The organism is Prosthecobacter sp. (assembly GCF_049294395.1).
Taxonomy (GTDB): Bacteria; Verrucomicrobiota; Verrucomicrobiia; order Verrucomicrobiales; family Verrucomicrobiaceae; genus Prosthecobacter.
On sequence record NZ_JBAQCR010000305.1, the window covers coordinates 1 to 25,908 of the forward strand.

General features: G+C 60.7%; 21 protein-coding genes. 9 read left to right on the forward strand and 12 right to left on the reverse strand.

Annotated features, from left to right (window positions below; all coding sequences use genetic code 11):
• Positions 1-118 precede the first annotated feature (118 nt).
• On the forward strand, positions 119-1,063 hold the full coding sequence (locus WAW39_RS20130) for a peptidylprolyl isomerase (protein ID WP_422320955.1): 945 nt from the start codon (positions 119-121) through the stop codon (positions 1,061-1,063).
• A 366-nt stretch (positions 1,064-1,429) separates the two neighbouring features.
• Here WAW39_RS20130 and WAW39_RS20135 read toward each other — a convergent pair whose 3' ends face one another.
• A complete protein-coding gene (locus WAW39_RS20135; protein ID WP_422320956.1) occupies positions 1,430-2,959 on the reverse strand; it encodes a PQQ-binding-like beta-propeller repeat protein in 1,530 nt (509 codons plus the stop codon).
• Positions 2,960-3,060: 101 nt separating this feature from the next.
• On the opposite strand from WAW39_RS20135, the gene WAW39_RS20140 reads away from it, so the two are divergent.
• Entirely contained in the window at positions 3,061-4,059 is a 999-nt protein-coding gene (locus tag WAW39_RS20140) for a ThuA domain-containing protein (protein ID WP_422320957.1), read from the forward strand.
• Positions 4,060-4,062: 3 nt separating this feature from the next.
• Here WAW39_RS20140 and WAW39_RS20145 read toward each other — a convergent pair whose 3' ends face one another.
• The 6 genes from WAW39_RS20145 to WAW39_RS20170 form a co-directional block, all read right to left on the reverse strand.
• Complete coding sequence (locus WAW39_RS20145) at positions 4,063-4,839, reverse strand: transporter substrate-binding domain-containing protein (RefSeq protein ID WP_422320958.1); 777 nt, start codon at positions 4,837-4,839, stop codon at positions 4,063-4,065.
• 8 nt (positions 4,840-4,847) lie between these two features.
• A complete protein-coding gene (locus WAW39_RS20150; RefSeq protein ID WP_422320959.1) occupies positions 4,848-6,800 on the reverse strand; it encodes an NAD(+) synthase in 1,953 nt (650 codons plus the stop codon).
• A 215-nt stretch (positions 6,801-7,015) separates the two neighbouring features.
• Positions 7,016-7,432 (reverse strand): thiol-disulfide oxidoreductase DCC family protein, encoded by a 417-nt coding sequence (locus WAW39_RS20155; protein WP_422320960.1) that lies wholly within the window; start codon positions 7,430-7,432, stop codon positions 7,016-7,018.
• 2 nt (positions 7,433-7,434) lie between these two features.
• Positions 7,435-8,085 (reverse strand): DUF1361 domain-containing protein, encoded by a 651-nt coding sequence (locus WAW39_RS20160; protein ID WP_422320961.1) that lies wholly within the window; start codon positions 8,083-8,085, stop codon positions 7,435-7,437.
• Between the two features lie 244 nt (positions 8,086-8,329).
• Complete coding sequence (rlmN, locus tag WAW39_RS20165; RefSeq protein WP_422320962.1) at positions 8,330-9,403, reverse strand: 23S rRNA (adenine(2503)-C(2))-methyltransferase RlmN; 1,074 nt, start codon at positions 9,401-9,403, stop codon at positions 8,330-8,332.
• Positions 9,403-10,020, reverse strand: coding sequence for an MBL fold metallo-hydrolase (locus WAW39_RS20170; protein WP_422320963.1), 618 nt, complete (start codon positions 10,018-10,020; stop codon positions 9,403-9,405). Before WAW39_RS20170 ends, rlmN begins: the two co-directional genes overlap by 1 nt.
• Positions 10,021-10,127: 107 nt before the next feature.
• On the opposite strand from WAW39_RS20170, the gene WAW39_RS20175 reads away from it, so the two are divergent.
• From WAW39_RS20175 to WAW39_RS20185, 3 genes are all read left to right on the forward strand, one after another.
• Positions 10,128-12,500: a carboxy terminal-processing peptidase gene (locus tag WAW39_RS20175; protein WP_422320964.1), complete on the forward strand. Its 2,373-nt coding sequence runs from the start codon at positions 10,128-10,130 to the stop codon at positions 12,498-12,500.
• A gap of 53 nt (positions 12,501-12,553) precedes the next feature.
• Complete coding sequence (locus WAW39_RS20180) at positions 12,554-13,030, forward strand: MogA/MoaB family molybdenum cofactor biosynthesis protein (RefSeq protein WP_422320965.1); 477 nt, start codon at positions 12,554-12,556, stop codon at positions 13,028-13,030.
• A 289-nt stretch (positions 13,031-13,319) separates the two neighbouring features.
• Positions 13,320-14,699: a Gfo/Idh/MocA family protein gene (locus tag WAW39_RS20185; RefSeq protein WP_422320966.1), complete on the forward strand. Its 1,380-nt coding sequence runs from the start codon at positions 13,320-13,322 to the stop codon at positions 14,697-14,699.
• 136 nt (positions 14,700-14,835) lie between these two features.
• Here the strand turns inward: WAW39_RS20185 and WAW39_RS20190 are convergent, their stop codons facing one another.
• Genes WAW39_RS20190 through WAW39_RS20205 form a run of 4 tightly spaced genes read right to left on the reverse strand, consistent with a single transcriptional unit; the run spans position 14,836 to position 21,307 of the window.
• Positions 14,836-16,254 carry a DUF1501 domain-containing protein gene (locus WAW39_RS20190; protein WP_422320967.1) on the reverse strand — a complete coding sequence of 473 codons (1,419 nt, stop codon included), beginning with the start codon at positions 16,252-16,254 and terminating at the stop codon, positions 14,836-14,838.
• Complete coding sequence (locus tag WAW39_RS20195; RefSeq protein ID WP_422320968.1) at positions 16,251-16,817, reverse strand: hypothetical protein; 567 nt, start codon at positions 16,815-16,817, stop codon at positions 16,251-16,253. The genes WAW39_RS20190 and WAW39_RS20195 overlap by 4 nt, the downstream gene beginning before the upstream one ends.
• A 3-nt stretch (positions 16,818-16,820) precedes the next feature.
• A complete protein-coding gene (locus WAW39_RS20200) occupies positions 16,821-20,525 on the reverse strand; it encodes a DUF1553 domain-containing protein (RefSeq protein WP_422320969.1) in 3,705 nt (1,234 codons plus the stop codon).
• Positions 20,522-21,307: an IclR family transcriptional regulator gene (locus tag WAW39_RS20205; RefSeq protein WP_422320970.1), complete on the reverse strand. Its 786-nt coding sequence runs from the start codon at positions 21,305-21,307 to the stop codon at positions 20,522-20,524. Before WAW39_RS20205 ends, WAW39_RS20200 begins: the two co-directional genes overlap by 4 nt.
• Positions 21,308-21,410: 103 nt before the next feature.
• On the opposite strand from WAW39_RS20205, the gene queF reads away from it, so the two are divergent.
• Positions 21,411-21,842 (forward strand): preQ(1) synthase, encoded by a 432-nt coding sequence (gene queF, locus WAW39_RS20210; protein WP_395733107.1) that lies wholly within the window; start codon positions 21,411-21,413, stop codon positions 21,840-21,842.
• Positions 21,839-22,501, forward strand: coding sequence for a 7-cyano-7-deazaguanine synthase QueC (gene queC, locus WAW39_RS20215; RefSeq protein ID WP_422320971.1), 663 nt, complete (start codon positions 21,839-21,841; stop codon positions 22,499-22,501). The genes queF and queC overlap by 4 nt, the downstream gene beginning before the upstream one ends.
• Here queC and WAW39_RS20220 read toward each other — a convergent pair.
• Positions 22,483-23,955 carry a sigma-54-dependent transcriptional regulator gene (locus tag WAW39_RS20220; protein WP_422320972.1) on the reverse strand — a complete coding sequence of 491 codons (1,473 nt, stop codon included), beginning with the start codon at positions 23,953-23,955 and terminating at the stop codon, positions 22,483-22,485. The two genes, queC and WAW39_RS20220, sit on opposite strands and share 19 nt — an antisense overlap.
• A 118-nt stretch (positions 23,956-24,073) precedes the next feature.
• On the opposite strand from WAW39_RS20220, the gene WAW39_RS20225 reads away from it, so the two are divergent.
• The gene (locus WAW39_RS20225) at positions 24,074-24,670 is read left to right on the forward strand and encodes a TetR/AcrR family transcriptional regulator (protein ID WP_422320973.1); all 597 of its coding nucleotides are present in this window, start codon (positions 24,074-24,076) and stop codon (positions 24,668-24,670) included.
• Positions 24,671-24,739: 69 nt separating this feature from the next.
• Positions 24,740-25,894: an efflux RND transporter periplasmic adaptor subunit gene (locus tag WAW39_RS20230; RefSeq protein ID WP_422320974.1), complete on the forward strand. Its 1,155-nt coding sequence runs from the start codon at positions 24,740-24,742 to the stop codon at positions 25,892-25,894.
• Positions 25,895-25,908 lie beyond the last annotated feature (14 nt).

Here is a 25,908-nt window from a genome sequence, read left to right on the forward strand (position 1 = left end):
GCACTGGCCCCCGCGCCTGCGCCAAGCCGCGCCGCACCTGCCAGCCCTGCGGTTCCCTCCACTCTTCGCTAGTCGCGGCATGGCAATTGCTTTTTCCTGTTTTAAAACCGCACGACACGTGAAGACCCCGCTTCTGACCTTCCTCCTGGCCTTTGGATGCCACGCCGCATTGACTGCCCAGCAGATCAAGGCCCCCGACTCCCTCCGGTCCAGTACGGTCCCGGTGGTGCCGGCCCCTGCCAAGACTCCCTCCACCGAGGAAATCGACAAGCTGGCCGAGGAAGCCCAGAAGGCGCTCTTCAAGTCTGTGGACAAGTCTGGCGGCGGAGCCACCGCCACCCCTGGCAAAACGGACGTCACTCAATACACCCCCTACGCAACCTCCACCCCGACGCGTCTTCCCGCCCAGCGGCTGGAAGACCCTGCGCTGTGGGCCAAAGATTCGGTGCGCAAGATTGCCGTCATGGAAGTGTCTTTCGGCGGCACACGTGAAACGGTCATGATCGAGCTGTTTCCGAACGACGCGCCGCAGACGGTGAACAATTTCATCGACCACTGTGACAGTGGCGTCTACAACGGCCTGGCCTTCCACCGTGCCATCGAAGGCTTTCTGGTGCAGACCGGTGATCCGCTGACTTCAGATGAGTCCTCACGTGCCAAGTGGGGTACGGGAGGCGAGGAAAAAACGATTCCCGCCGAGATCAAACGGCCGCACCGTATCGGAGCCGTGGCGATGGCCCGCCGCTCTGACAAGGTCAATCCTGAGCGCCGTTCGAATGGCTCGCAGTTCTACGTAACCCTGGGCAATTACGGCGTGCTGGAAGGCAAATACACCGTCTTTGGCCAGGTGGTGTCCGGCTTGGAGACCCTCAAGCGCATCTCCCTCATGCCGGTGGATGCCAACGACTGCCCGGTGGCCCGAATCGAGATCAAATCCATGAAGGTCATCACGCAAAAGGGCCCCATGCAGGTGCCGGCCATCGCTTCGGGTGAAGGCACTCGCTACGTCAAGCCGGATGCGGCGCGCGGCATGGTGAGCCGTTTCTTCCACCGCGTGTGGTGAGAGCTGGGTGGTGTTTTTGATGTGTTGCTGGTGTTTTTGATGTGTTGCTGGTGGCGCGGAGGTGCGCAGCGCTTTTGGACTGCGGCTGCGCAACCCTGAAAGGGTGAAGCTGCCGCTTTCGAACGTCTCGTGGCGCGCGTGCGCTGATCAGTTGGCGGAAGTTCACCGGCTCCCGCCTTTGGATAAGCAGTGGTATAGCGTGTGCCGGTCTGCCCGTCGAAAGCGGTAGCTGCGTTCGTGCCTCACTTCGCGACCGCAGTCCATATGGGAGGCGAAGTGGGGCGCTTGGTCCGCCAAGCGCCGTCGAGCGTCGCCATGCGCTGCCTTTTGGAAATTCGTTTTGGGAAATGCAATCCAGTTCCGGCCTTACTTCGCAGGCAGCTCAAAGCACACTGCTTCACGGTCATTGCGCAGCAGCAACCAGCGGCCTGCCAGGGTCGGTGGGTTCCAGGTCTTGGCGTTCAGGGCTTCCAGACGTGAGACCTCCTCCAGCTTGGCAGGGTTGGCTTTGACCAGGGCAACGAAGCCCTTCTCCGCCTGCACGAGAATGAGGCTCTCACCCAGGCGAATCTGCTGGCCGAAGCCGTAGCGCCCCTCGCGCCAGCCGCGCTCACCCGTGGCCAGATCCACGCAGCAGAAGGTGCCTTCATCCAGCGCATAGGCATGCGTGCCGAACACACTGGCGCTGCTGAACTTCGTGCGCGGTGCGCTGGCGGCCCAGATGGATGACACAGTCATCTTGCCATCGGCCGCAGGCTTGATCTCCAGCAGGTTGCTTTTCAAGCCGTAGCTGGTGGTGACCAGGATGCGCTCCGGCGTCACCTGCACAGGCTGGCAGACTTTGGGGAAAAAGCCCGGCCAGTCAAACTTCCACAGCACGGTGCCGCTGGCGGGATCATGCCCGGTCACGGAGTTGCTGTTCACGCTGGCGATCTGCTCTCGTCCGGCCAGCGTCATCAGCACCGGAGAGCTGTAGCTGCCGCCGTCATCTCCGGCCTTCCATGCCAATTGTCCGTCCTTGCTTTTGTAAGCGATGAGCGTGGCACCGTTGTCGCCGCCGCTGCAGACGATGGTGTCTCCGACGATCAAGGGCGCGGCACTCTTGCCCCACTCCGGGTTTTTGGTGGTGCCACCGTCCTTGAGGACGTCTTTGCTCCAGCGGAGTTTTCCAGTGGTGAGGTCCAGGCAGTTGAGCAAGCCCTTGGAGCCCATGGTGAAGACCAAATTTTGTGCCGCATCCACGGTGGGGGTGGAGCGCGGGCCGATGCCGCCCATCGGCTCATCAAAGCGTGTCTTGTCGGCATGCGCCCACAGCAGCTTGCCGGTGGCGAGGTCATAGCAGGTCACGTATTCTTCTTCCCCCCGCTGCTCCTGCGTCAGTGCGCGTCCGCCTGCCACAGAAAAGCCCGCCCAGCCGTCTCCCACCTTGATGCGCCAGACTTCGCGCGGCGGGTGCGCTTTCCAGTCGGTCTGCCAGTCTGGTTCCGGAAGCACGCCATCGCCTTTGGTCCCGAGGAAGCGCGGCATGTCCGCCACTCCTGCGGGTGTGGCTGAGGGAACCGCTGCGGCGTCTGCACCGCTGTGGAGTTCCGGCAGCACCTCCGCCTTCTGCCAGCGCCAGGCCAGGCTTGGAAAGGCGGAGCCGTCGGCAGAGCCATCGTAGCGGATCAGATACTTAAACGCCGCCATGACGGCAAGGACTCCCAGGATGAACACGCCCAGCCGCTTCAGCCGCACCCTGCGCAGGTGCAGCGCCCACCAGAGACCGAAGAGGATCAGCCACAGCGGGATGAGAATCATGAGGCCGCCCGAGCGAAAGACGTGATCCGTGGCCCAGAGCCAGGCCAGCAATCCGCCAAACAGCAGGGTGAGAAAAAGAGGGAATTTGGGGATCATGGGAGTGAGAGTCGCGTCATTCTACGTCTGGCGCAGGTCATTGGAAATGGCTGGCGTTATTTGGCGTATGTCTCATCCTCCGTCAGTTCCAACCAACTCTCATGAAACAGTTTCTCCTCTCTTTGCTTGCCGCTTCCGGCCTGATGGCCGCCGATCACGTCGTCTATGAACCCGCCGGTGCGGCGAAAGGAAAGCACATCGTGCTCCTTTCCGGAGATGAGGAGTACCGCAGTGAGGAGTCCATGCCCATGCTCGGCAAGATTCTCAGCCAGCGCCACGGCTTCAAATGCACGGTGCTCTTCAGCCTTGGCGAGGACGGCACGATCGTCCCCACCAACGGTGCCAGCCTGAGCCATCCTGAGGCGCTGGATTCCGCCGATGCCATCGTGATGCTGCTGCGCTTCCGCCACTGGGATGAGGCCACCAGCAAGAAGTTTGAGGCCGCCGTGAACCGTGGCGTGCCGATCATCGCCCTGCGCACCAGCACCCATGCCTTCAGCGGCTACGCGAAGGACAGCCCTTTTGCCGTGTGGAACTGGAACAATGCCACGGGAGGATGGGGCAAGAAATTCCTCGGCGAGACCTGGGTGAGCCACTGGGGCAAGCACAAGTTTGAAGCCACCAAGGGCATCATCGAAGCCGCGAACGCGAACCACCCCGTGCTGCGCGGGGTGAGCGATCTTTTCGGCAACACCGACGTCTATGAAGCCGCTCCGCCAGCCGATGCCGTCATTCTGGCCCGTGGTCAGATCCTCCAAGGCATGACTGCCGACACGCCACCGGCGAGCTACAAGAAAGCCACTGCCGCCAAGGTGGAGCAGGACGTAAACACCCCCATGATGCCCGTGGCCTGGCTGCGCGTGGTGAAGAACGACGCCGGCACCGAAAACAAAATCCTCGCCACCACCATGGGCGCCGCCACTGACCTCACCAACGAAGGCCTGCGCCGCCTCGTCGTGAACGGCGTCTTCTGGGGTCTTGGACAGGAAGTGCCGGAGAAGGCCGATGTGAGCATCGTCGGTGATTACCAGCCCACGATGTATGGTTTCGGAGGTTTTCAGAAGGGACTGAAGCCGGAGGGCTTTGAGCTGGCGAAGTAGTTTTTACTTCAGCTCAAACACAAACGGCAGGCCCTGCGCGTTCATCATGGCTTTTTCTTTGGCCATGAAGCGCTCGGCCAGTTGGGTGAAGCTGCCGTCGCTGCGCATGCGGGCGAGGACTTCGTTGACCTTGGTCTTCAGTTCCTCATTGCCCTTCTTCAGGCCCACAGCCCAGACTTCCTCGCGCAGCGGAGAGAGCAATGCTCGCGTGGTTTCAGGGTGCTTGGCGTGGTGGTTCATGATGGAGAGCTGATCGTAGATCCAAGCGTCGACGCTCGCGTTCACCACCTCCATCACGCAGGACACATCCGCATCCAGGGCGATGATTTTGGCGTCCTTGAGATTTTCCCGCGCCCAGGTTTCACCGGTGGTGCCGAGGCGGACGACGATCTTGCGGCCCGGAGTTTTCAGATCGGCGGCGCTTTGCACCTTGGAACCTTTGGCGACCAGAATGGCTAGGCCCGTCTTCACATACGGCTCGGAGAAATCAATGGACTGGCGTCGCTCCGGCGTGGCGGTCATGGACGAAAGCACGAGGTCGACGGAGCCGGTGCGCAGCGCGGTGATGAGGCCGTCGAAGTTGATGTTGCGAAACTCCACCTCTTTGCCCAAAGCCTTGCCGATCTCGCGCCCCACCTCGATGTCCACGCCACTGATCTGGCCGGCGGCATCGACGAACTCAAACGGCGGGTAGGTGGCGTCCGTGCCGATGATGAGCTTGTTGCTGCGCGTGCAGGCGCAGAGGGTGAGAAGCAGACTGAGGGCGAGGTAGCGAAGCATGGGATCAATCAGGAGTTTAAATCACCGGCGTAATCGCTCGGCATGCGCCAGTCGCCGCGCGGAGAGAGGGCCACGGAGCCGACCTTGGGGCCGTCCGGAACGCTGGAGCGCTTGAACTGGTTTTGGGCGAAACGTTTGAAGAAAACCGCGAGCCATTTGGCGATGGTTTCGTCATCGTATTTGCCCGCAAAGGCCTGGGCTGCCAGCCAGCGGATTTTTTCCGCATTGCTGCCATGCCGCACGAAGTGAAACAGGAAGAAGTCGTGCAACTCGTAGGGGCCGACGGTGTCCTCGGTCTTCTGCTGCAACGATTCATCTGCGGCGAGCGGCAGGAGTTCTGGGGAGATCGGTGTGTCGGCGACGTCCAGTAGAATGGCTCCTGCTTTCTCGGCAAATGGGCCGGCGGCGCACCACTCGATGAGGTAGCGTACCAGGGTCTTTGGCACGCCGGAGTTCACGTGATACATGGACATGTGGTCGCCATTGAAGGTGCACCAGCCCAGCGCGGCTTCAGAGAGATCGCCCGTGCCGACGACGATGCCGCCGGTCTTGTTGGCGAGGTCCATGAGAATTTGAGTGCGCTCGCGTGCCTGCGAGTTTTCGTAAGTCGCGTCGTGCTGGGTGGCCGAATGACCGATGTCGGCGAAGTGCTGATGCACGGCGTCGTTGATGGAAATGGTGCGCAGTTCGATGTTCAGCGCCTCGGCCAGTTGCTCGGCATTGCCCTTCGTTCGTGTGGTGGTGCCAAAGCCGGGCATCGTGACGGTCAGTGCGGCTGTCGTTGGCATGCCCGCGCGTTTCAAGGCTTCCAGCATGACCAGCAGCGCGAGGGTGGAATCGAGGCCGCCGGAGAGTCCGAGCACCGCTGTTTTGGCGCGCGCTTGTTTCAACCGGCGGGCGAGTCCCGTAGCCTGAATAGCAAAAATTTCCTCGCACACTGCGGCACGATCCACTTTGGCCGAAGGCACGAAGGGATGTGCCGAGACGGGGCGGAGAAGTCGGTCATCGCCACCGAGGGCTGCGCCGAGACTGAAGGTCACGCGGCGGAAGCTGATGCTGCCGGCTTCATCGCGGAAGGCGGAACTCTTTAACCGGTCGTGCGCCAGATGCTGCAGATCGACATCGGTGACAATGGCGCGTGTTTCAAAGGAGAAGCGTTCGGTTTCACCGAGGAGGACACCGTTTTCAGCCACGATGCCGTGACCCGAATAAACCACATCTGTGGTCGATTCACCCGCGCCTGCTCCGGCGTAGACATACGCCGCCAGGCAGCGTGCCGCCTGCTGCGCCACGAGGTGGCGGCGGTAGGGGGCCTTGCCGAGAACTTCGGTGCTGGCGGATGGATTGGCCAGCAGCGTGGCACCTGCGAGCGCCAGAGGGCCCGAGGGTGGGCTCACCGTCCACAAGTCCTCGCAGATTTCGATGCCGAGGACGAAGCCCGGAACATCCAGCACCTCAAACACCAGTTTCGTGCCGATGGCCACTTCCTCGTCATTCAAGCGCAGCGTGGAAACGTTCAGCGTGTACGCAGGTGAGAACCAGCGGCGTTCGTAAAACTCGGACGAATTGGGCAGGAAGGTCTTGGGGACCAGTCCGAGGAGTCTGCCTTTGGCCAGCACTGCGGCCATGTTGTAGAGGCGGTCCTGCACGCGGAGAGGCAGGCCCACGACCAATACGCAGGGCAGATCCAGTGTGGCGTGAACCAGTTCGGCGAGACCCTTCACGCTCGCATCCAGCAGGGCGGTGGTGTGAAACAGATCCGCGCAGGAGTAGCCGGTGAGGCTCAGTTCAGGAAAGACGGCGAGACGGCAGCCGCGCTGCGCCAGCGTGCGTGCTTCACGGGCGATGATCGCGACGTTCTTCGCCACATCTCCCAGCACCAGTTCCGGGGACACGGCGGCGACTCGTACAAAGCCTAGACGTTCGCGGGTGGTGATCGGGGTAGGGGATGCTTGCGGCATGGGGGAACCTAGCACGGAGGGTTTGGGGTGTGCGAGGAGTAAGTACGACAGACACTCTTGTCTGTCGATGCCCGGCGCTTTGTTGAAATTCATCGGTTGCAAGTTGTCCTGCCGTGTCGCTCCAGCAGGCTAACGCTTTCGTCGATAGATTTCGATTGGGTGCAGGCCTGGGGGATTGCGAGAGCGCTGATCGACAGGCAGGAGTGCCTGTCGTACTACTCCAGCATGCGCGCCTTCAGCTCCGGCGTGGGCATCATGCAGGAGTCATCTTTGCCGAACCAGCGGTAGCGGTTGCGGGCGATGAAGTAGTAGGAGGCATCGCGGAGAGCACGTGGCAGGATTTTGAAAAGGAGCGCGAGTTTCCACTGGCCGCCGAGAGTGCGGGCGATTTCGAGGGCGGCGTCGCTGGCTTTGAATGCGCCGCGCGGTGTGATGAAAAGCATGGCGTTGGGCGCAGCGGGATCGAGGCCGTGCTGCGCGTAGAGCTGGCTGCCCAGGGGGCTTTGGATAGGGGCAAACTTGATTTTGCCCTGAGGATCGCGCTTCAAGATGAACTGGACGCTGGCATCGCAGAGATGGCAGATGCCATCAAAGAGAAGCAGGTGGTCGCGGCTGGGATCGTAGTGGGACACGGCTAGTCGAGCTTACGACTGTCCGGAGCGGTTGGCACTGAGGAAAACCAGAAGAGGTAAGAGAGGATGAGCATGGTGCCGAAGCCGAGAGTGAAGCCCCAGGTGCGGGTGTGGTCCATGGGGTGGAGAATGTAGGCGGCGATGCGGCTGAGCAGGGAGACGGGCCGGTGTAGGAGGTCCCAGCTGTTCCAGCGGTCAAAGCGGCCGAGGTAGATGCCGAAGCCGCTCAGGGCGAGCGAGCCGATGCTGACGCACCAGGCGGTGGCATGGGAAAACCTCCGCACAAACCAGTGCTGGACCATGTGCAGGGACTGAAATCCGAACCAGAGCGCAACGAGGGCAAAAGACAGCAGCATGAGGAGATCGAGCCACTTGGGGACGTGAGCGTTATGCTCATTGAGATGCATCAGGTCGGTGAGGACGTAGGGTGCATTTGGGAAGAAGAGCAGCCAGACCGCGAGCAGTGGCACTGCCAGCACGAGGCGATTGATCTGGCGCAGGCCAAGGCTGAGGCCAAGCGGAATGGCTGCCAGGAAGAGATTCCACAGCATGAAGGCGTAGTAGCTATGTCCAGCGAGGTGCATGCGCAGGTTCAGCAGGATGCAGCACCACAGGCAGGCGAGGAGGTTCAGCAGAAAGACGCGGTTGGACATGGCTGGCGCAACGATACGCTTCATTCCGCAATCACGGCAAGTGGCGCGCGATTTATGGAGATGAATTCACGTGGGGTTCACGGGAAGTTCATGGAGTGCCTATGAGGTTCTTGAGTGCAAACTACGCGACAGCGTTTTGGAGTGCGCCGGCCCTCCGGCGCTTTTGAACGTCCATTGGCCCGCGAAAAGCTCCAGAGGACTGGAGCACTCCAAAACGCTGTCGCGCGTTAAGCGCACCGCATTCTTAAACTGCCGCCTTACGCCGATTCTTCGCCGCCTTGAGCTGGCCGCAGCCTGCGGCCACATCGATGCCGCGACGCTGGCGGATGGTGCAGGGGAATCCGGCGTCTTGAAGGATGCGGTGGAAGGTGTCGGCTGAGCTGTCGCTGCTTTCGTTGCCGGCGTAGCCGTCTGTGTGATTCAGCGGGATGAGATTGATGTGGGCATCCAGGCCGTGGAGCAGTTCGGCGATGCGGCGTGCGTGCTCGGGCGTGTCGTTGACACCTTTGATCAAGGTCCAGGCGAAGAAGATGCGGCGGCCGGTTTGCGCATTGTAGCTGCGGCAGGCGGCGATGAGATCAGCCAGGGGCCAGCGCTGGTTGGCGGGGATCAGCTTGGCGCGCTCCTCCTCGGTGGCGGCGTGCAGGCTGACGGCGAGATTGTAGGGCCGGTTTTCCGCCGCCATGCGCAGGATGCCGGGCACCACGCCCACGGTAGAAACGCTGATCTTGCTGGGGCCGATGTTCAAGCCCCGGGTGTCGCAAATGATGTCGAGGGCGGTCATCACGGCATCGTAGTTGTGCAGGGGCTCGCCCATGCCCATGAAGACGAGATTGCGCAGGCCTTTCTTCTCGCCTTTGGCGCGCACGGCGCGCTGCGCATGCAGCACCTGGGCCACGATTTCGCCGGGGCGCAGATGGCGCACGAAACCCATCTGGCCGGTGGCGCAGAAGACGCAGCCCATGGCACAGCCTGCCTGGGTGCTGACGCAGGCGGTGTGGCGGCCGGGGTAGCCCATGATGACGGTCTCGATCTCCTGCGCATCGGCCATGCGAAGGAGGAATTTGTGCGTCAAGCCATCGCTGCTCGGGGTGTCCAATGAGGCGGGGGGCACGTCGAGCGTCCACGAGCCGTCGCCGAGCACCTGCGTGAGCCACTTGCGCAGGGGAGGCAGGAGATCCTCACGGGAGAGGGGATCCGCCATCGCCTTGAAGTGGAGGGTGTTCCAAAGCGTGCCTGCATGTGCCGGACGCAGACCTGCGGCCACGATCACCTCGCGGAGCTGGTCAAAGGTCAGGTCATGGAATGATTGTGGCATCAGGTGAGGTAGGGGTTTTCGCGCTTCTCACGGCCGATGGTGGTGTCATCGCCATGGCCGGGGTAGACGCGGGTGGCATCCGGCAGGACGAAGAGCTTCTTAATGATCCCGCTGAGCAGCAGCGATCCGGAACCATTGGGGAAATCGGTACGCCCGACGCTGTCCAGGAAGAGCACATCGCCGCCGAAGAGCAGATTTTGAGATGGGAGGTGAAAGCAGAGGCTGTCCGGAGAATGACCGGGCACGTGGTAGAGATTCCACGTCTCGCCGAGGACTTCGATCTGGCTTTGTCCTTCGAGGACCTCATCCACCGCAAATGGGGGGACTGAGAAGGGACTGCCCGTCACGGCGCCGTAGAGAATCTCCAGCGTCAGTTCGCGCGAATAAGGGGCAAAGGAGTACACCTTGCAGCCGTGCTCCGCCTTCACAGCGGCGGCATCCAGCACGTGATCGAAGTGCTGATGCGTGAGGAAGAGGACATCCACCTTCACTTTTTGCTGCTTAAGCCATGTGCCTATTCCATCCGGTGCATCCACAAGAATGGTGCCGCCGGGCAGGGTGAGCAGATGGCCGTTCGTGGCGGCGATGCCGCCGGTGTAGGTGGTGATTTCAGACATGGAGATGGCGAAAGACGGGAAAGAGGTGGACATTTCAACCCAGAAAAGGCAAAATCTGAACGCAAAACGCACCGCGAGGTTCGTTATAGATCTGGACGACCCCCACCATGACTCGCTTTTTACTCACCCCCGTCGCAGCTGCGGCTACCGCCCTCGCGCTCCTTATTCCCTCGGCGCAAGCGGAGACCAATTTTGGCCAGGTGGCCATGCATGTGGCCTACATGCTGCAAAACCACCACTACTCGAAGCAGGACTTCGACGACAAGGTGTCCGGCGAGATGCTTCACAACTACCTGAACATGCTCGACTTCAAGCACATCTTCTTCACCGAGCAGGATGTCGCGGGCTTCAAGGACAAGTATGAGACCACGCTGGATGACCATGTGCTGATGCGCAACATCAGCCCTGCCATCGAGATCTACGACGTTTACAAGGAGCGGGTGAAGGAGCGCGTGGACTTCCTCAAGACGGCGCTGGAGAGCAACAAGTTCACCTTTGACTCGAAGCGGACCATTGAGATCAAGCGCGACAAGGCGCCATGGCCGAAGGACAAGGCCGCCCAGGACAAGCTGTGGCTCGACATCATCGAGGACAATCTGCTGGCCGAGCGCATCGCCGATGAAACGCGTGAGCGTGATGAAAAGAAAAAGGCTGAAAAAGCTGCCGCCAAGAAAGCCGCTACCACTGAGGCCAAGACCGAAGCTGCACCTGAAGCTGGCAAAGTGACCCCTCCTGAGAAGCCTGCGGCTGATGCTCCCAAAATTGCCGCCAAGAAGGAAAAGGACGACAAGGATCTGACTCCAAAGGAGCGCGTGCTCAAGGATTACACCCGTCTGCTTGAGAGCATCGACGAGAACGACACCAAGGACGTGGTGAACTTCTTCCTCTCCAGCCTGGCCACCGCCTATGACCCGCACACCGAGTACATGAGCACGGATGAGAGCGACAACTTCAAGATCCACATGCAGCACAAGCTCGTCGGCATCGGCGCGCTGCTCGGCCAGAAGGATGACGGCGCTGAAATTCAGGGCATTGTCGTCGGTGGTCCTGCGGACAAGCAGGGCCAGCTCAAGCTGAACGACCGCATCATCGCCGTCGCCCAAGGTGATGACGAATTCGTCGATGTGAAGTATCTCAAACTGCAGAAGATCGTGGACATGATCCGCGGTGAGAAGAACACCACCGTCCGTATCAAGATCGTCCCCGCTGACGATCCCTCCGGCAACCGCATCATCGCCATCGTGCGTGATGAAGTGCCGCTCAAAGAGAAGCTCGCCAATGCCGAACTCCTCGTTACCCCTCCGGATCTTGGCAAGACTCTCAAAGTCGGCTGGATCAACCTCTCCAATTTCTATGCGGACATGGAAAACAACACGGTCAGCACCAGCGTGGACGTGGAGCGCCTGCTGCGTCGTCTGATGAAGGAAAAGATCGACGGCCTTGTGCTGGATCTGCGCGACAACGGCGGTGGTTCCCTGGACGAAGCCATCAAGCTCACCGGTCTCTTCATTCCTGCCGGCCCTGTGGTGCAGGCCAAGGACTGGCGCGGCAGCATCACCTGGCGTGACTGCGAAAATGAAAAGCCTGTGTATGACGGCCCGATGATCGTCCTCATCAACAAGGCCAGCGCCTCTGCGTCTGAGATTTTGGCGGCTGCTTTGCAGGACTACCGTCGTGCGCTCATCGTGGGCGACAAGTCCTCCTTCGGCAAGGGCACCGTGCAGACCATCCTCCCGGTCGAGCGTTACATGCCTTTCTTCAGCGACAAAAAAGGTGCTGGCGACCTCAAGGTGACGATCCAGAAGTTCTACCGCATCGCCGGTGGTTCCACCCAGCTCAAAGGTGTTGAGTCCGACATTCCTCTGCCTTCGATCCGCGACGTGCTGGACATCGGCGAATCCTCCGCTGAAAACCCGCTGCCCTACGACACCATCCCGCCGCGCAAGTACCCCCTCTTCCGCAAGGATCCGTTCCCGATCGAAGAGATCAACGCACGTGTTAAGAGCCGTGTCGTAGCCAGTCCTGAGTTCCAAAACGTGGTCGAAGAGTCCACGCGTCTGAAGGATAAAATCGACCACAACACGGTCTCTTTGAATCTGCAGGAGCGTGAGAAGGAGCGTCTCGACACCGAAGCACGTCGTGACAAGCAGACCGAAGACCGTGCCAAGCGCACCAAGGAAGTGGCTGAGCGAATCAAAGACAACGGCTTCAAGACTTATCACCTCACGCTGGACAACGTGGACAAGCCTGACCTGGTGCCCGAGTCTGCCTTCAGCAAGGAAATGAACTCCGGCATGCGCACAGCCTCCAAGGATGACGACAGCGGCAATGACGAAGCCAAGTTCCCCTACGGTGTCGAGCCTGTGAAACTGGAAACCATCCACATTCTGCGTGACCTCCTTGAGCTTGACCACAAGCCCACCACAGCGGCCAAAACCGAGGACAAAGCACAGGTCGGCACCAAGCCTCAGGCTCAGTAATGAGCGCCTAAGGCCCGGGTTCTTTACCACATTCCACTGGCAGTACGCATCGTATGCAGGTCGGTATCATCACTGTCTCTGACCGTGCCAGTCAGGGTGTCTATGAGGATCTTGGCGGTCCGGCCCTGAGGCAGGCGGCGGAAGGTTACGGCTGGGGGGTCGCTGCTGAGGCCATCGTCCCAGATGACCTTCTTCGCATTCAGGAGGCGATTCGTTCCTTTTCAGCGCAGGGCTGCGCTCTCGTCCTTACCACAGGTGGAACGGGCATCGCCGAACGTGATGTCACCCCCGAGGCCATTCGTGGCATCATGCGTGTGGAGATCCCCGGCTTTGGGGAGCTGATGCGCATGAAATCGCTGGAACTGACCCCGAACGCCATTCTTTCCCGCAGCCTCGCGGCTGTGGTGGACCGCAGTCTTGTCATCGCCCTGCCAGGAAAACCGCAGGGAGCTGTGGATTGCCTCAGCTTTGTGATTGGAGCCATTCCGCACACGGTGAAGCTGGCGCAGCGGGCGCCGACGAGTTGCTAAAGTTCGACAACACTCTTGTCTGTCGATCAGCGCTCCCGCTAGGAAACATAGTGTGCAAGCCATCTGTCATGCCTTTCCAGCAGGCTGACGCATTCCTCGGACGCTTTGAACTCAGGTGCGCATCAGGGGGTTAGAGGGTGCGCTGACCGACAGACAAGAGAGCCGAGGCTTGGCGAGACAGGCGAAGCCAATCTGTCGTACCAAAGCTGTGTCGCGCCGACTCCGCATTTGCGGCTGGACTTGCTGTCGGAGACTCGATTAAATCTCCGCAGTCAGCCAAACCACTCCCATGAAACGCATTCCTGTTTCCTCCCGCCGCCAGTTCCTCACGAAGTCTGCCGCCGCCATCGGCTTTCCCACCATCATTCCGGCCAGTGTCATTGGACAGAACGCGCCTTCCAGCAAGATCACCATGGCTGTCTTCGGCTGGGGCATGATGGGGCCGGGCAACACCGCCAAATTTCTGCAGGAGCAGGACTGCCAGATCGTGGCCGCGTGCGACATCGACAAACGCAATCTGCAGAAGGCGCTGGACACCATCAACGGCGCTTACAAGAACCAGGACTGCAAGCCCTACCACGACTACCGCGAGGTGATGGCCCGCAAGGACATCGACACCGTGATGCTGGCACTGCCTGACAACTGGCATGCGCTCACCGCCATTGAAGCCGCAAAGAACGGCAAGGACATCTATGGTGAGAAGCCGCTGGCGCGCACCATCGCCGAGCAGCAGGCCATCGTGAAGGCGGTGCAGAAGCACGGCCGCATCTGGCAGACGGGTTCCTGGCAGCGCAGTGAGGACAATTTCCGCATCGGTGCTGAGATCGTGCGCAACGGCCTGATTGGAAAGCTGAAGGAAGTGCATGTGGGCCTTCCAAGCGGGCACAACGACTTTGCCGGCACCAAGGACAAGCGCAGCGTCACGCCTCCTCCTGCCGAACTCGATTACGAGATGTGGATCGGCCCTGCGACAATGCAGGACTACATCGAGTGCCGCATTCACAAAAACTGGCGCTGGGATTACAACATCGGCGGCGGCCAGCTGCTCGACTGGATTGGGCACCATTGCGACATCGCCCACTGGGGCATGAACATGGACAGCAGCGGTCCAAATGAAGTGAGCCCCATCCAGGTGGACATGCCGCCACGCACCGACATCTGGAACACCGCCACCAAGTACCGCGCCGAGGCCAAGTATGCTGGCGACATCACCATGACCATTGCAGGCGGACACGACGACATCAAGATGGGCACCAAGTGGATCGGCGCTGACGGCTGGGTCTATGTGAATCGCGGCGGTGCGTATGACTGCTCAAACCCGGCGCTCAAACAGCTCGTTAAAAAGCGGAAGGATGAGAAGGACCCCAAGAGTGAGATCATCGAAGTCGCCAAAGCGCCGAAGCTGGGTGACGACATCATCAAGACACGCCTCTACGAAACCAAGGGTCATCATCGCAATTTCCTCGACTGCGTGAAGAGCCGTCAGCCCACCGTGACCCCGGTGGAAACCGCGCATCGCAGCGCCAGCCCCGGCCACCTTGCACTCATTTCCTTCCTCACCAACCGCTCCATCAAATGGGATCCCGTGAAGGAAGAGATCATCGGCGATGCCGATGCGAGCAAACTTCTTGGCCGTGAGTATCGCGGGCCGTGGAAGCTGGAGGTGTAGGCTTGAAAGGTAGGGCGCTTGGTCCTCCAAGCGCCGTCATTCGCAAGCTCCTGGGCTTCGTATTCGTTTCAAGGCTCTCAAGGTTGCGTGGACTCACGCGGCGGGCTGAGGACAGCCCCGCCCTACCTCCTACCGCTTACGCGATCACATTGCGCAGGACATTCCCGTGCACATCGGTGAGGCGCAGGTCGCGGCCGCTGAAGCGGTAGGTGAGCTGCTCGTGATCGATGCCCATGAGGTGCAGCACGGTGGCCCACAAGTCATAGACGCTGGTGATGTTTTCGACGGCGTTGTAGCCGAAGTCATCGGTGGCACCGCACACATGACCTCCTTTGACACCGCCGCCGGCCATCCAGACGGTGAAGCCGTAGGGGTTGTGGTCGCGGCCATTGGAACCTTGCGCAAACGGCGTGCGGCCAAATTCACCACCCCAGACGACGAGGGTGCTGTCCAGCAGGCCGCGTGAGCGGAGGTCTTTGATGAGTGCAGCGATGGGCTGGTCGATCTGATTCGCCATCTTGCCATGGCCTTCAACGATGGCGCTGTGGTGATCCCAGGGATTGGCGCCGTTGCCGCCACCGACGTTGTAAGCGAGGGTGCTGAGCTCGATGAAGCGTACGCCGCGTTCGACGAGACGGCGCGCGAGCAGGCACTGGCGCGCGTAGGCAGCTTTTTTGGGTTCGGGGTCATCGAGGCCATAGAGTTTTTTCGTTGCCTCGGTTTCGCCGCTGATGTCGCAGAGATCGGGCACAGCAGACTGCATGCGCCAGGCCATCTCGTAGTTGGAGATGGCGGCCTCCACGTGCATGTCGTGCTGCGTGGTGCTGACGAAGCGGCGGTCCATCGCGCCGATGAAATCGAGCTGCTTGCGCTGCATGTCCTGCGACTGGCGCGGGCGGATGTTGACGACGGCTTCGGCTTCATCCGCCTTCACAATGCTGGCCTGATGCTGCGCAGGCAGGAAGCCGTTGCTGAACAAGCCCACGCCACCATGCGGAGTGGAGGCACCGCCGCTTTGCAGCACGATGTAGCCGGGAAGATCGCGGGACTCGGTGCCGAGGCCGTAGCTCGTCCATGCACCCGCGCTGGGGAATCCGAGGAAGGGAAAGCCGGTGTGCATGAAGAAGTTCCCCTGCGCATGCTCGCTGAACTTCGCCGTCATGCTGCGGATCATGCAGAGATCATCCGCCACGCTGCCGACCTGCGGGAAGAGATCGCTCACTTCCAGGCCCGACTGCCCACGACGTTTGAACTCCCAGTGCGAAGGCTGCACGGTGCCATTGTTGTTGAACTGCGTCTTCTTCACTGCGCCAGGCATTGGCTGGCCGGCGAACTTTGTCAGCATCGGCTTGTGATCGAAGGAATCGACATGCGACACGCCGCCGCTCATGTAGAGAAAGATCACGCTGCGTGCCTTTGGTGCGAACTTCTTCGCGCGATGTACAAGCGGCATGTCTGCGATCGCCTGCTCCTGCATGAGACCTGCAAGAGCAGCCATGCCGAAGCCGGTGGAGGCGCGGGAGAGGAGCTGGCGGCGGGAAAGGGGGGAGTTCATTTTGTATCGGTTGGTTGAAGGCGCAGGCGGACTTCGGAAGTGATGTCTTTGTCTATCAAGCCCATCCCGAAAGATGTCACTTTATCCAAAGTGGATTGAGGTCGTTCGACGAAGTCAAATAGCGGTTGGCCAGCGATCTCCGAAGGCCAGATGGCTCGGCTGCCGAAATCAGTGCTGAATGTCAAATCACCGTACAAGGACTCTACTCCCCAGTATTTGGCTAGGTAATCACGCACTTTGTTGCACCCGGCACAGTAGTTGGATGCTTCCACCCAATTAAAATCTCTGGTCACGAACACCATGAACCAGTCATCAATCCAGGGTCCATTGTCAGTGGTGTATTCACCAAAAGCCACAATTTCGCTAATTGGAATCTGCCAGTTGCCGTAGTCTGGTGAGGCATAGATGAGCGTCGAGTCTTCGATGCTTAGTACGCCAGATTTTGGGTTGGGTGTGGTCTTCGGAATCGGCTTTCCAGCACGAGCGTCTTCCATCAGGCGATCAATATCCCTGAAGGTTGAGCGAAACAGCGTTCGCGAAAGAAGGTCCGTGAGAAAGCCCATGTGTTACTGGAGGTAAATGAACTCCTTCAGATTGATGAGTGACTGCGCGAGGCTGGTCCAGGCTTGGAGCTCGGGATCGTCGCTGGCCGTAGCGCGGAGGGATTCGAGCTGGGTGGACTGCTGCGTGCGCTTGGTGTTGAGCTTGGAGAGTTGAACGCGTTGCTCGGCGGTGAGGGTGGCGATGATGTCGGCTTCGGTGATGTTGCTGGATTCGATGCGGGCGGTCTGGGCGATTTCTTCGGGAGTCAGGGCGCGATCATAAAGTCGGGCGCGGAAGATGCGGCCGGTCAGGCCTTTGTTGCCAGCAGGGGCGCCGTGGCGGCAGCCGAGGAGGACTTGGGAGGCTTCGGCTTCAAAGACCGCTGCGGGGGCTTTGCGGTAGGTGCGGCCGTAGGGTTTGCCATCGCGGTAGCCTGAGATCGTGCCATCGGGCTGATAAACAACAGCGACATGCACAGGGCGGCTGGTGGCTTCGGTTTCGGCCGTGCCTTCAAAGAGTTCGCTGCGGTCAAAGAAATTGCTGCCAGCCACCCAGTGCTGTGGGGTCTTTTCGGCGAAGACGATGGAGTCAAACTGTCCGCCGTCTTTGTGCTGCACGGTGACGACACCGCCGCCGCGCTGGGCGAGATTGTCGAGCATGACCCAGGCTTCGAGGGTTTTGGTGGTGAGGGGCTTTGGCAGCGAGCCAGATTTGGCCATCGATTTCCCATCAAGAACCAGCGCGCCTTTTTCGATGCGGGCATTGCCGACGAGTTCGAGATTCATGCGGCCCTTGGTGTCCTTGGCATCCTTGTCAAAGGTCCACTCGGCGAGAGGCTCGGGTGTGTTGAGTGGGGCGGCGGGGAGTTTGCGCTCGGCTTGCAGCTTGATGCGTGCGGGATCAAGGATGGCCGTGATCTGCCGGTTCAAGGCGGCGAGCTCCTGCTCCTGAAAGGCAAGCTCCTGGGAGCGTGCGTTGTTTTCCTGCTGCAAGGACGTGAGGTAGGCGAGGCTTTGCTTCACTTCATCCGCCGTGGCATCACGGGCGAAGGCTTCCTGGAACATTTGTTTCACGCGCTGTTCGGCATCGACCTTGCTGGAGCGCAGCGCCCATTCACGGGACCAACGGATGACGTTGTTGTCATTGAGCAGCGTGAGTGACTGCGCGGGGACGTTGGTGGTGTCGCGCTTGCCACGGGTGCTGAAGGGCACGGGCGAGTCGAAAGTGGTGAGGAAGGGATCGAGGGAGTTGCGGATGACTTTGACGTAGATGCTGCGGCGCGGCGTGTTGTTGGCGGTTGATTCGCCGTAGAGTTCGGGTTCGAGCTTGCCGGTCAGAGTGAGGATGGAGTCGCGAATGGCCTCGGCTTCGAGGCGGTGGATGCTCCAGTGGCTCAGCAGTTTGTTTTCAGGATCCTTCTGCATGGCGATGTCGGAAGCCTGCGCGCTGCGCTGGAAGGCCTTGGAGCTCACGATGAGTTTCAGCATGGCTTTGATGGAGCCGCCGCTGTCGATGAAACGCTGTGCGAGGAAGTCGAGCAATTCGGGATGCGTGGGCAGGTCGCCGAGCTTGCCGAAGTTATCGACGCTGGCGACGATGCCGCGACCAAAGACGTGATGCCAGAGGCGGTTGACGATCACGCGCGCGGTGAGCGGATTGTTCTTCATGTCCGCCATGTGCTCAGCGAGCTGCAATCGGCCGCTGCCTTTCGTGTTGAAGGGCGTGGGGTCGAGGGCATCGAGGAAGCGGCGAGGAATAATTTCAGAGGGTTGTTTATGATCGCCACGGACAAACAGCGGTGCGTCTTTGGCATCGGCCTCGATGACGCCGGGCACGCGGGTGGGCATGGGCAGCTTGGCTTCGACTTCGCGATAGCGTGTCACCAGCTTGGCTGCTTCCGGAATGTCCTTCAGCTGGTTTGGCAGCAGGCCGGCTTGAACGAGGCGGTTGAGCGCCTCGGCCTGACTGTTGCTCAGGGTGCCCTTCTGCCATGCCTGAATGACTTCACCAGCGGAGAGCTGCGTGCGCACTTCGGCTGTGGGAGGATTTTTGTCCTGGGTGATGACGACATCGGTGAGGCCAAACCAAGAACGTGCGTCCTTGTTGTATTCAGCCGGCATGTCGGCGGAGGTGATGAGCTGGATGAAGATCTCGTCGCCTTTCCAGAATTCGAGATCGAGAGAACGCCAGCCGAGCTTCTCGTCGCGGGGCTCGCTCAGGATCACCGCTTTGTGAATCGTGCCGGTGCGCGGGTAGTTTTCCACGACGTATTTGGCCTTCACGCCGCCATTGCCAGCGACGCGGAACCACAGCGTGCCGCCTTCGCATTTGAAGCGGTTGGAAAACACGACGGCGCGTTCCTTGGTGGTGAGCAGGTTGCTGAAATAACCGGAGGGATAGATTTGTGAGACAATGCCCGTGCCTTCAAGCGCGACGGAGAACTCGCCCGCCTTGGTGAGGCTGACGCCGTTGGTGAACCACTGGTATTTGTCGAGGCCGGGATGCGCGGAGTCGGAGGTGTCGTAGGACACAGTCTTCGGCGCCACCTTCAGCCAGTGCGCGGCCACCGCATCTTTGATCTGCTGCTTGAGCTTGGCGAGTTCTTCATGCTCCGCTTTGCCGGTGCCGGGTGCATTGACGTCGATGACGGCGGGGTGGGTGCTGGTGAAGATGCCGTAGAGGGAATAGAAATCGGCCTGGGAGATGGCGTCGAACTTGTGATTGTGACAGCGGGCGCAGCTCACGGTGAGGGACTGGAATGCCTTGGTGACGGTGTCGATTTGATTGTCCGTGAAGGTCACCATTTCATCGAGCGAATCGACGGGTGAGAAGCCGTGCAGCACCATGCGGAGCTGCGCGATGCCGATGGCGCTTTCGTTGATGCCGTTCTTGATTCGTGGCTTGGCCAGGAGATCTCCAGCGATGGCTTCCTTGAGGAGTTGTGGATAGGAAACGTCGTCGTTGAAGGCGCGGATGAGATAGTCGCGGTACTGGTATGCGTAGGGGATGGCGGGGTCACCTTCGGAGCCGTAGCTTTCAGCGTAGCGTACCCAGTCCATGAAGTGGCGGGCCCATTGCTCACCGAAGTGCGGGGACGCAAGCAGGTCGTCGATGCTCTGGTTTCCCGCAGGTGGAAGACCGGTGAGGACGTAACTCATGCGGCGGCGCAGTGTCTGCTCATCGGCGGGAGGCGCGGCGGGAATGCCTTGCTTGGTGAGTTCGGCGTCGATGTAGTCATCGATGGTTTTGTTCGCAGGCTGCTTGGAGACGGGGACAAAGGCCCACCACTGCTTGCGGCGTTCGATGATGCTCTTCCAGTCGGTCTCTTTGGCGATTTCTGCCTTGGAAGGTGGTGTGTCGCGTGGATCGGCTGCGCCCTCGCGAATCCATTGTTCGAAGTCGGCGATGACTTTGTCATCGAGCTTCGCTCCTGCTTTGGGCATCTTGATGTCTTCGTGCTGGTGCTTGATGGTTTGCACCAGCAGAGAGCCGTCGGGATCGCCGGGCTTGATGACATCGCCCGATTCACCACCGGCCTGCCAGCCTGGGCGGGAGTCGAGCACGAGGCCTCCTTTTTTCTTGGTGCCGGTGCTGTGGCACTCATAGCACTCCTGCGCGAGGATGGGGCGGATCTTCGATTCGAAGAACTCGATCTGTGCAGGCGTGGGCGCTGCGAAGAGTCTGCCGCAAAGAAGCACAGCGGCGGAGATGAGGAGAGACTTGTTCATGCCAGGAGCCTCCGGGTGATGGTGGCTGCGGCTTCGAGGCAGAGCTTGCCGGCCTTGTCGAACTGGTCGCGTTTCAGGCGGAAGGACGGGGACATGACGGTGATGGCGGCGACGGGGTAATGGTACTCGTCGAGGATGGCTGCGGCGACACAATGGATGCCTTCGAGCCCCTCGGCGATGTCGGTGGCAAAACCTCGCTTGCGTGTTTTGGCGAGGTCGGTTTCGAGCGACTCAGGGGTGGCGAGCGTGGTGGGCGTGTACTGTTTGAGCTGCACGGCGGCGAAGAATTTCTCCAGCTCCGCTGGCGGGAGGTGTGCAAGCACCGCCTTGCCGGGTGCGCAGGAGTACATGGGCACCTGCAGGCCGACGGTGCTGCTGACCTTGATCGGCTGGGAGGAGATGCACTGCTCCAGCACGGTCATCTTGTGGTTCACGCTGGCGAGAATCTGAGTGGTTTCGCCGGTTTCATCGCGCAGCCATTTGAGGGATTCCAAGGCGCAGACGACGAGGCTCTTCTCGCGCACTACGGGGCGGGAGAGGTCGAAGAGTTTGTTGGTGAGGACGAAGCGTTTGTCGTCCTCACGGCGCTGCAAGTAGCCGCGGCTGTGCAGCGTGCCGGTGATGCGGAAGACAGAGTTGACCGGCAGATCAAGCTCGCGGGCTATCTCAGTAAGGCTGAGTCCGGCGCGGTGGCGGCCGAGGAGTTCGAGGATGGCAAGCGTGCGCTCCGTGCCGGGGGCGAGCGTGTCGTCAGTGAGTGGGATGGCGGCTTCTTTGAGCATTCTGAATTTAGAAACGCTACCACATTTGGAAAACTATCGCCCAATCTTGATCCGATGTTCATCGCGATTGCATTCTCCGCGCTCTCCCGCATTCTGCGGGGACATGAGTCAGGAAAAAGACCTCACATTGCTCGGACGTTCTGAAAACCGCCTCCCCGCTTCGCCGGATGTGGCTGTGCTGGAAACGTTTCCCAATCGCACGCCGGGACGGAACTACCGCATTCACCTTAGCGCGCCGGAATTCAGCTCGATTTGTCCCGTGACCGGGCAGCCGGACTCGGCGCATCTGGAGATTTTGTACATCCCGGATGCGACCTGTGTGGAGACGAAGTCGCTGAAATTCTATCTGGCCTCCTACCGCAATCATGCGTCCTTCAATGAGGCGATCGTGAACCGCGTGCTGGACGACATCGTGAAAGCCTGTGCTCCGAAGCAGGTGGTGGTGCGTGGCAAGTTTGGCGCGCGGGGTGGCATCCAGCTCACCTGCGAGGCGCGCTATCCGGATCTGGAAGAAACCCTGAGGCTGCCCGAATGAAAACGGTCGTGCTGCTCTCTGGTGGGATGGATTCGGTGACGGCCCTCTACTGGGCGCGTCATGAGAATGAGGTCATGGGAGCGGTGAGTTTTGACTACGGTGCCAAGCACAACCACCGCGAGATACCGCTGGCTGCGTGGCACTGTGCCCAGATGGGTGTAAAGCACGACATCATCGACCTCGGGTTCATGAACCAGCACTTTGCGTCCGACTTGCTGAAGTCTGGCGGATCGATCCCCGAGGGGCACTATGCGGACGAGAACATGAAGAAGACCGTGGTGCCCTTTCGCAATGGCATCATGCTTTCCATCGCCTGCGGGCTGGCGGAAAGCTGCGGTGCCGAGGCGCTCGTTATTGCCGCGCATGCGGGGGATCACATGATCTATCCTGATTGCCGCGAGGACTTCATGCAGGGCATGGCCACGGCGATGCGTGAGGGAACCTATGCGCGGATCGAACTGCTGCGCCCCTTTATTCATCGCGACAAAGCGGGCATTGCCAAGCTCGGTGAAACTCTGGGTGTGGACTACGGCAAGACGTGGTCCTGCTACAAGGGCGGCGATTTGCATTGCGGAAAGTGCGGCACGTGTGTGGAGCGCATTGAGGCCTTTGTGCTCGCCGGCCTCCATGATCCGACAGTTTACGAGTCGGATGTTTGAGCCGGCGTGGTGACACGGCGGCGGTGCGTGCGGACCATGTTGAGGTCCTTGAGCTTGCGCTGAAGCGTGCGGCGGCTCATGCCGAGCATCTCGGCGGCCACGGTGCGGTTGTTGCCGCTGCGCTGCAGGGCGGTGAGGATGAGGTGGTGCTCGGCCTCGGTGATGTCGAGATCGCTCTTCGGCTTGATGGCGGGATCAGTGCTGGCGCCTGCGGGTGCGGTGGCGGCGTCTTTGGCGGCGATCAATGAAGGGGCGCGCAAGCCGATGCCCAGACCGTGCGGATTGAGCAGGTAGGAGGGCAGGTGCTTGAGCATGACACGGTTGCTGTTGCTCATGACCACGCCGTGCTCGATGGCGGCGCGCAGCTCGCGGATGTTGCCGGGCCAGTCGTAATTCATCATCGCCGGCAGGGCGTCTTCGCCGAGAGGCTTGTAGGTCTTGCCATTGGCCTTGGCGAGTTCCTTGAGGAAGTGGTCCGCCAGCACGGAGATGTCGCTCTTGCGGGCGCGCAGCGGGGGGAGCTGGATGGTGACCACGCGCAGGCGCCAGTAGAGATCCTCACGGAATTTGCCTTCCTCCACCATCTTGGCGAGGTCGCGGTTCGTGGCGGCAATGACACGGACGTCGATGGAGATGGGTTTGCTGCTGCCGACGCGCTCGATGGTCTGCTCACCGAGGGCGCGCAGGAGCTTCACCTGGGTGCTGGCGTCGATCTCACCGATTTCATCCAGGAAGAGCGTGCCGCCATTGGCCTGCTCAAAGCGGCCGATGCGGCGTTCCTGGGCGCCGGTGAAGGCGCCCTTCTCGTGGCCGAAGAGTTCGCTTTCGAGGATCTGCGGGGAGAGCGCGGCGCAGTGCACGGAGACGATGTTCGCCTTGGGCCGGCCGCTGAGATTGTGAATGGCACGGGCGACGAGTTCCTTGCCGGTGCCGCTTTCGCCTTCGATCAACACGGTGGCGCGGGAAGGGGCCACCTGCTGGATGGTGTCGATGATGGGTTTCATCACCTCTGCCTGGCCGAGGATGCCTTCGATGGAGAATTTGCGCTCCACCTGCTGTTTCAGCGCGACGTTTTCATGCTCCAGCGAGCGGCTGCGGAGGGCGCGCTTGATGAGGATCTCCACCTCATCAAGGTTCAGCGGCTTGGTGACGAAATGGTAGGCACCCCGGCGCATGGCCTCTACGGCGGTGTCCACGCTGCCGTAGGCGGTCATCATGATGCAGACGGGCGGCTTGGGCAGGGCCAGGGCGGCATCCAGCAGCTTCATGCCGTCGTCCTCGCCGAGGCGGAGGTCGGTGAGCATGACGTCGATGTGGTCATTGCGGAGGTATTCCATCGCCTCGGCGGCGTTTGAGGCCACGTAGCAGTCGAAGTCATCCTCCAGCGAGAGGCGCAGGCCATCGCGGGTGTGCTTTTCGTCATCGACGATCAGAACTGTGGCTTGGTCGTTCATGAGTGAAGGAATGGCACACTATGGAAGGTGAAGGAGCAGGCGGCAATCAGGGAGGTGGAAAAATTGTTGACTGACCGTCTAGTCTGTTTTAAACCTCGGCGACCTTACCAAAACTGCCATGGGACGCACCTCCACTGCCAAAGACCGCCTGATTGAAGCGATGATCGAACTGATCTGGGCAGGCAGCTATGGCAGCACCTCGGTCGATCACATTTGCGAGAGGGCTGGGGTGAAGAAGGGCAGCTTTTACCACTTCTTTGAGTCCAAAACCGAGCTGGCCCTGGCCGCGATCGACCACGGCTGGACCGAGCACCGCAAGGAGCTGGACCAGATCTTTTCCCCCGTGGTGCCCCCGGTGGAGCGCATCATGCACTGCTTCCGCAATTTCCGCCAGGAGCAGGAGGAGTTGTTTGAAAAGCATGGCCGCGTGCTGGGCTGCCCCATCCATTCCTTGGGGGCGGAGGTCAGCACCGTGGACGAGAAGTTGCGTGACAAACTGCAGGAAATCCTGAGCCAGTTCATCCGCTACTACGAGAGCGCCATCCGCGATGCGCAGGCGCAGGGCAGCATTGTCACGCATGATGCGATGGCTTTGGCACGGATCGTGTTTGCCTACAGCGAGGGGCTGCTGCTGCACGCCCGCATGTGGAATGACCTCGGTCGCCTGGATGAATTCGAGTCCGGGGCCAAGATCATTCTCGGCGTCAAAGGCTGATGTTATGCCCTTTTTTTTCTTTCAAATTAACCAACTGGTCAACTTCCCACCCCAAAACCAACGCGCCCCGTGAAACTCCAAACCCTCCTCCCATTCGTCCTGCTCCTCGCTGCCTGTGGCAAACCGCCTGCGGGCGGCCACGGCGGCGGTCAGATGCCTCCGGCCCCGGTGACGCTCGCACCGGTTGAGCAGAAAGAACTCGTCGAGTGGGAGGAGTTCACGGGGCGCGTCGAGCCGGTGGAGACGGTGGACCTGAAGCCCCGCGTGTCCGGCTACATCACCGAAGTCCACTTCCAGGCCGGGGCCTTGGTCAAGAAAGGGGATGTGCTCTTCACCATCGACCAGCGTCCGTTTGAGACGCGGCTGCGTGCCACGGGGGCCGAGGTGGCGCGGGCGGAGGCGAATGCCATGGCGATGAAGCGGGAGTTTGACCGCGTGCAGACCCTGCTCGCGGCGAAAGCCATCGCCCCAGAGCAGGCGGAGGCGCGTGAGTCGATGAACCTGCAGGCGAAAGCCGGGCTGGAGGCCGCCAAGGCAGCACAGCACAGCGCGGAGATCGAATTCGAACACAGCTCGGTCAAAGCACCGATCAGCGGTCGCATCAGCCGTGCGATCACCACCACGGGCAATTTCGTCACGGCGGGCACGACGCTGCTCACGACCATCGTCACCGTGGACCCTGTCTATGTGTATGCGGATATCGACGAAAACAGCCTGCTGAAGCTGCAAGAGATGCAACGCAGCAAGACGACCTTCACCAACGGCGACGGTCGTGTGCCGGTGGAGCTCCAGCTTTCCAATGAGAAGGACTTCCCGCACAAAGGGCACATTGAGTCCTATGACAACCGCCTGGATGCAGGCACGGGCAGCATGGTGCTGCGCGCCGAGTTTTCGAACACCGACAACGTTCTCACGCCCGGTTTGTTCGCACGCATCCGCATCCCGATGACGGGCAAGTACAAGGCGCTGCTGGTGGATGAAAAAAGCATCCTCACCGATCAGGCCAACAAGTTTGTGCTGGGGATCGATCAATCCAAAACGCCCGCGCTGTCGGTTTACAAGCCGATCGTGCTAGGGCCGAACATCGACGGCAAGCGCATCATTCGCAGCGGCCTGGTGGCAGGGGACAAGATCATCGTCAACGGGCAGGCGCGTCTGCCTCAGCCCGGCATGCCGGTGCAGCCCACGGAGGCCGCCCCAGCCAAGGAAACGGCGGCCAAGTAACCGCGAAGCGCCAC

Excerpts from the sequence above, each read along its gene's own strand:
- rlmN (WP_422320962.1), bottom strand. The coding sequence starts at position 9,403 with ATGCCACAATCATTCCATGACCTGACCTTTGACCAGCTCCGCGAGGTG.
- queF (WP_395733107.1), top strand. The coding sequence starts at position 21,411 with ATGAGTCAGGAAAAAGACCTCACATTGCTCGGACGTTCTGAAAACCGC.
- WAW39_RS20140 (WP_422320957.1), top strand. The coding sequence starts at position 3,061 with ATGAAACAGTTTCTCCTCTCTTTGCTTGCCGCTTCCGGCCTGATGGCC.
- WAW39_RS20190 (WP_422320967.1), bottom strand. The coding sequence starts at position 16,254 with ATGAACTCCCCCCTTTCCCGCCGCCAGCTCCTCTCCCGCGCCTCCACC.
- WAW39_RS20200 (WP_422320969.1), bottom strand. The coding sequence starts at position 20,525 with ATGAACAAGTCTCTCCTCATCTCCGCCGCTGTGCTTCTTTGCGGCAGA.
- queC (WP_422320971.1), top strand. The coding sequence starts at position 21,839 with ATGAAAACGGTCGTGCTGCTCTCTGGTGGGATGGATTCGGTGACGGCC.
- WAW39_RS20205 (WP_422320970.1), bottom strand. The coding sequence starts at position 21,307 with ATGCTCAAAGAAGCCGCCATCCCACTCACTGACGACACGCTCGCCCCC.
- WAW39_RS20160 (WP_422320961.1), bottom strand. The coding sequence starts at position 8,085 with ATGTCCAACCGCGTCTTTCTGCTGAACCTCCTCGCCTGCCTGTGGTGC.
- WAW39_RS20220 (WP_422320972.1), bottom strand. The coding sequence starts at position 23,955 with ATGAACGACCAAGCCACAGTTCTGATCGTCGATGACGAAAAGCACACC.
- WAW39_RS20195 (WP_422320968.1), bottom strand. The coding sequence starts at position 16,817 with ATGGGCTTTCTCACGGACCTTCTTTCGCGAACGCTGTTTCGCTCAACC.
- WAW39_RS20170 (WP_422320963.1), bottom strand. The coding sequence starts at position 10,020 with ATGTCTGAAATCACCACCTACACCGGCGGCATCGCCGCCACGAACGGC.
- WAW39_RS20135 (WP_422320956.1), bottom strand. The coding sequence starts at position 2,959 with ATGATCCCCAAATTCCCTCTTTTTCTCACCCTGCTGTTTGGCGGATTG.
- WAW39_RS20150 (WP_422320959.1), bottom strand. The coding sequence starts at position 6,800 with ATGCCGCAAGCATCCCCTACCCCGATCACCACCCGCGAACGTCTAGGC.
- WAW39_RS20225 (WP_422320973.1), top strand. The coding sequence starts at position 24,074 with ATGGGACGCACCTCCACTGCCAAAGACCGCCTGATTGAAGCGATGATC.
- WAW39_RS20145 (WP_422320958.1), bottom strand. The coding sequence starts at position 4,839 with ATGCTTCGCTACCTCGCCCTCAGTCTGCTTCTCACCCTCTGCGCCTGC.
- WAW39_RS20180 (WP_422320965.1), top strand. The coding sequence starts at position 12,554 with ATGCAGGTCGGTATCATCACTGTCTCTGACCGTGCCAGTCAGGGTGTC.
- WAW39_RS20175 (WP_422320964.1), top strand. The coding sequence starts at position 10,128 with ATGACTCGCTTTTTACTCACCCCCGTCGCAGCTGCGGCTACCGCCCTC.
- WAW39_RS20185 (WP_422320966.1), top strand. The coding sequence starts at position 13,320 with ATGAAACGCATTCCTGTTTCCTCCCGCCGCCAGTTCCTCACGAAGTCT.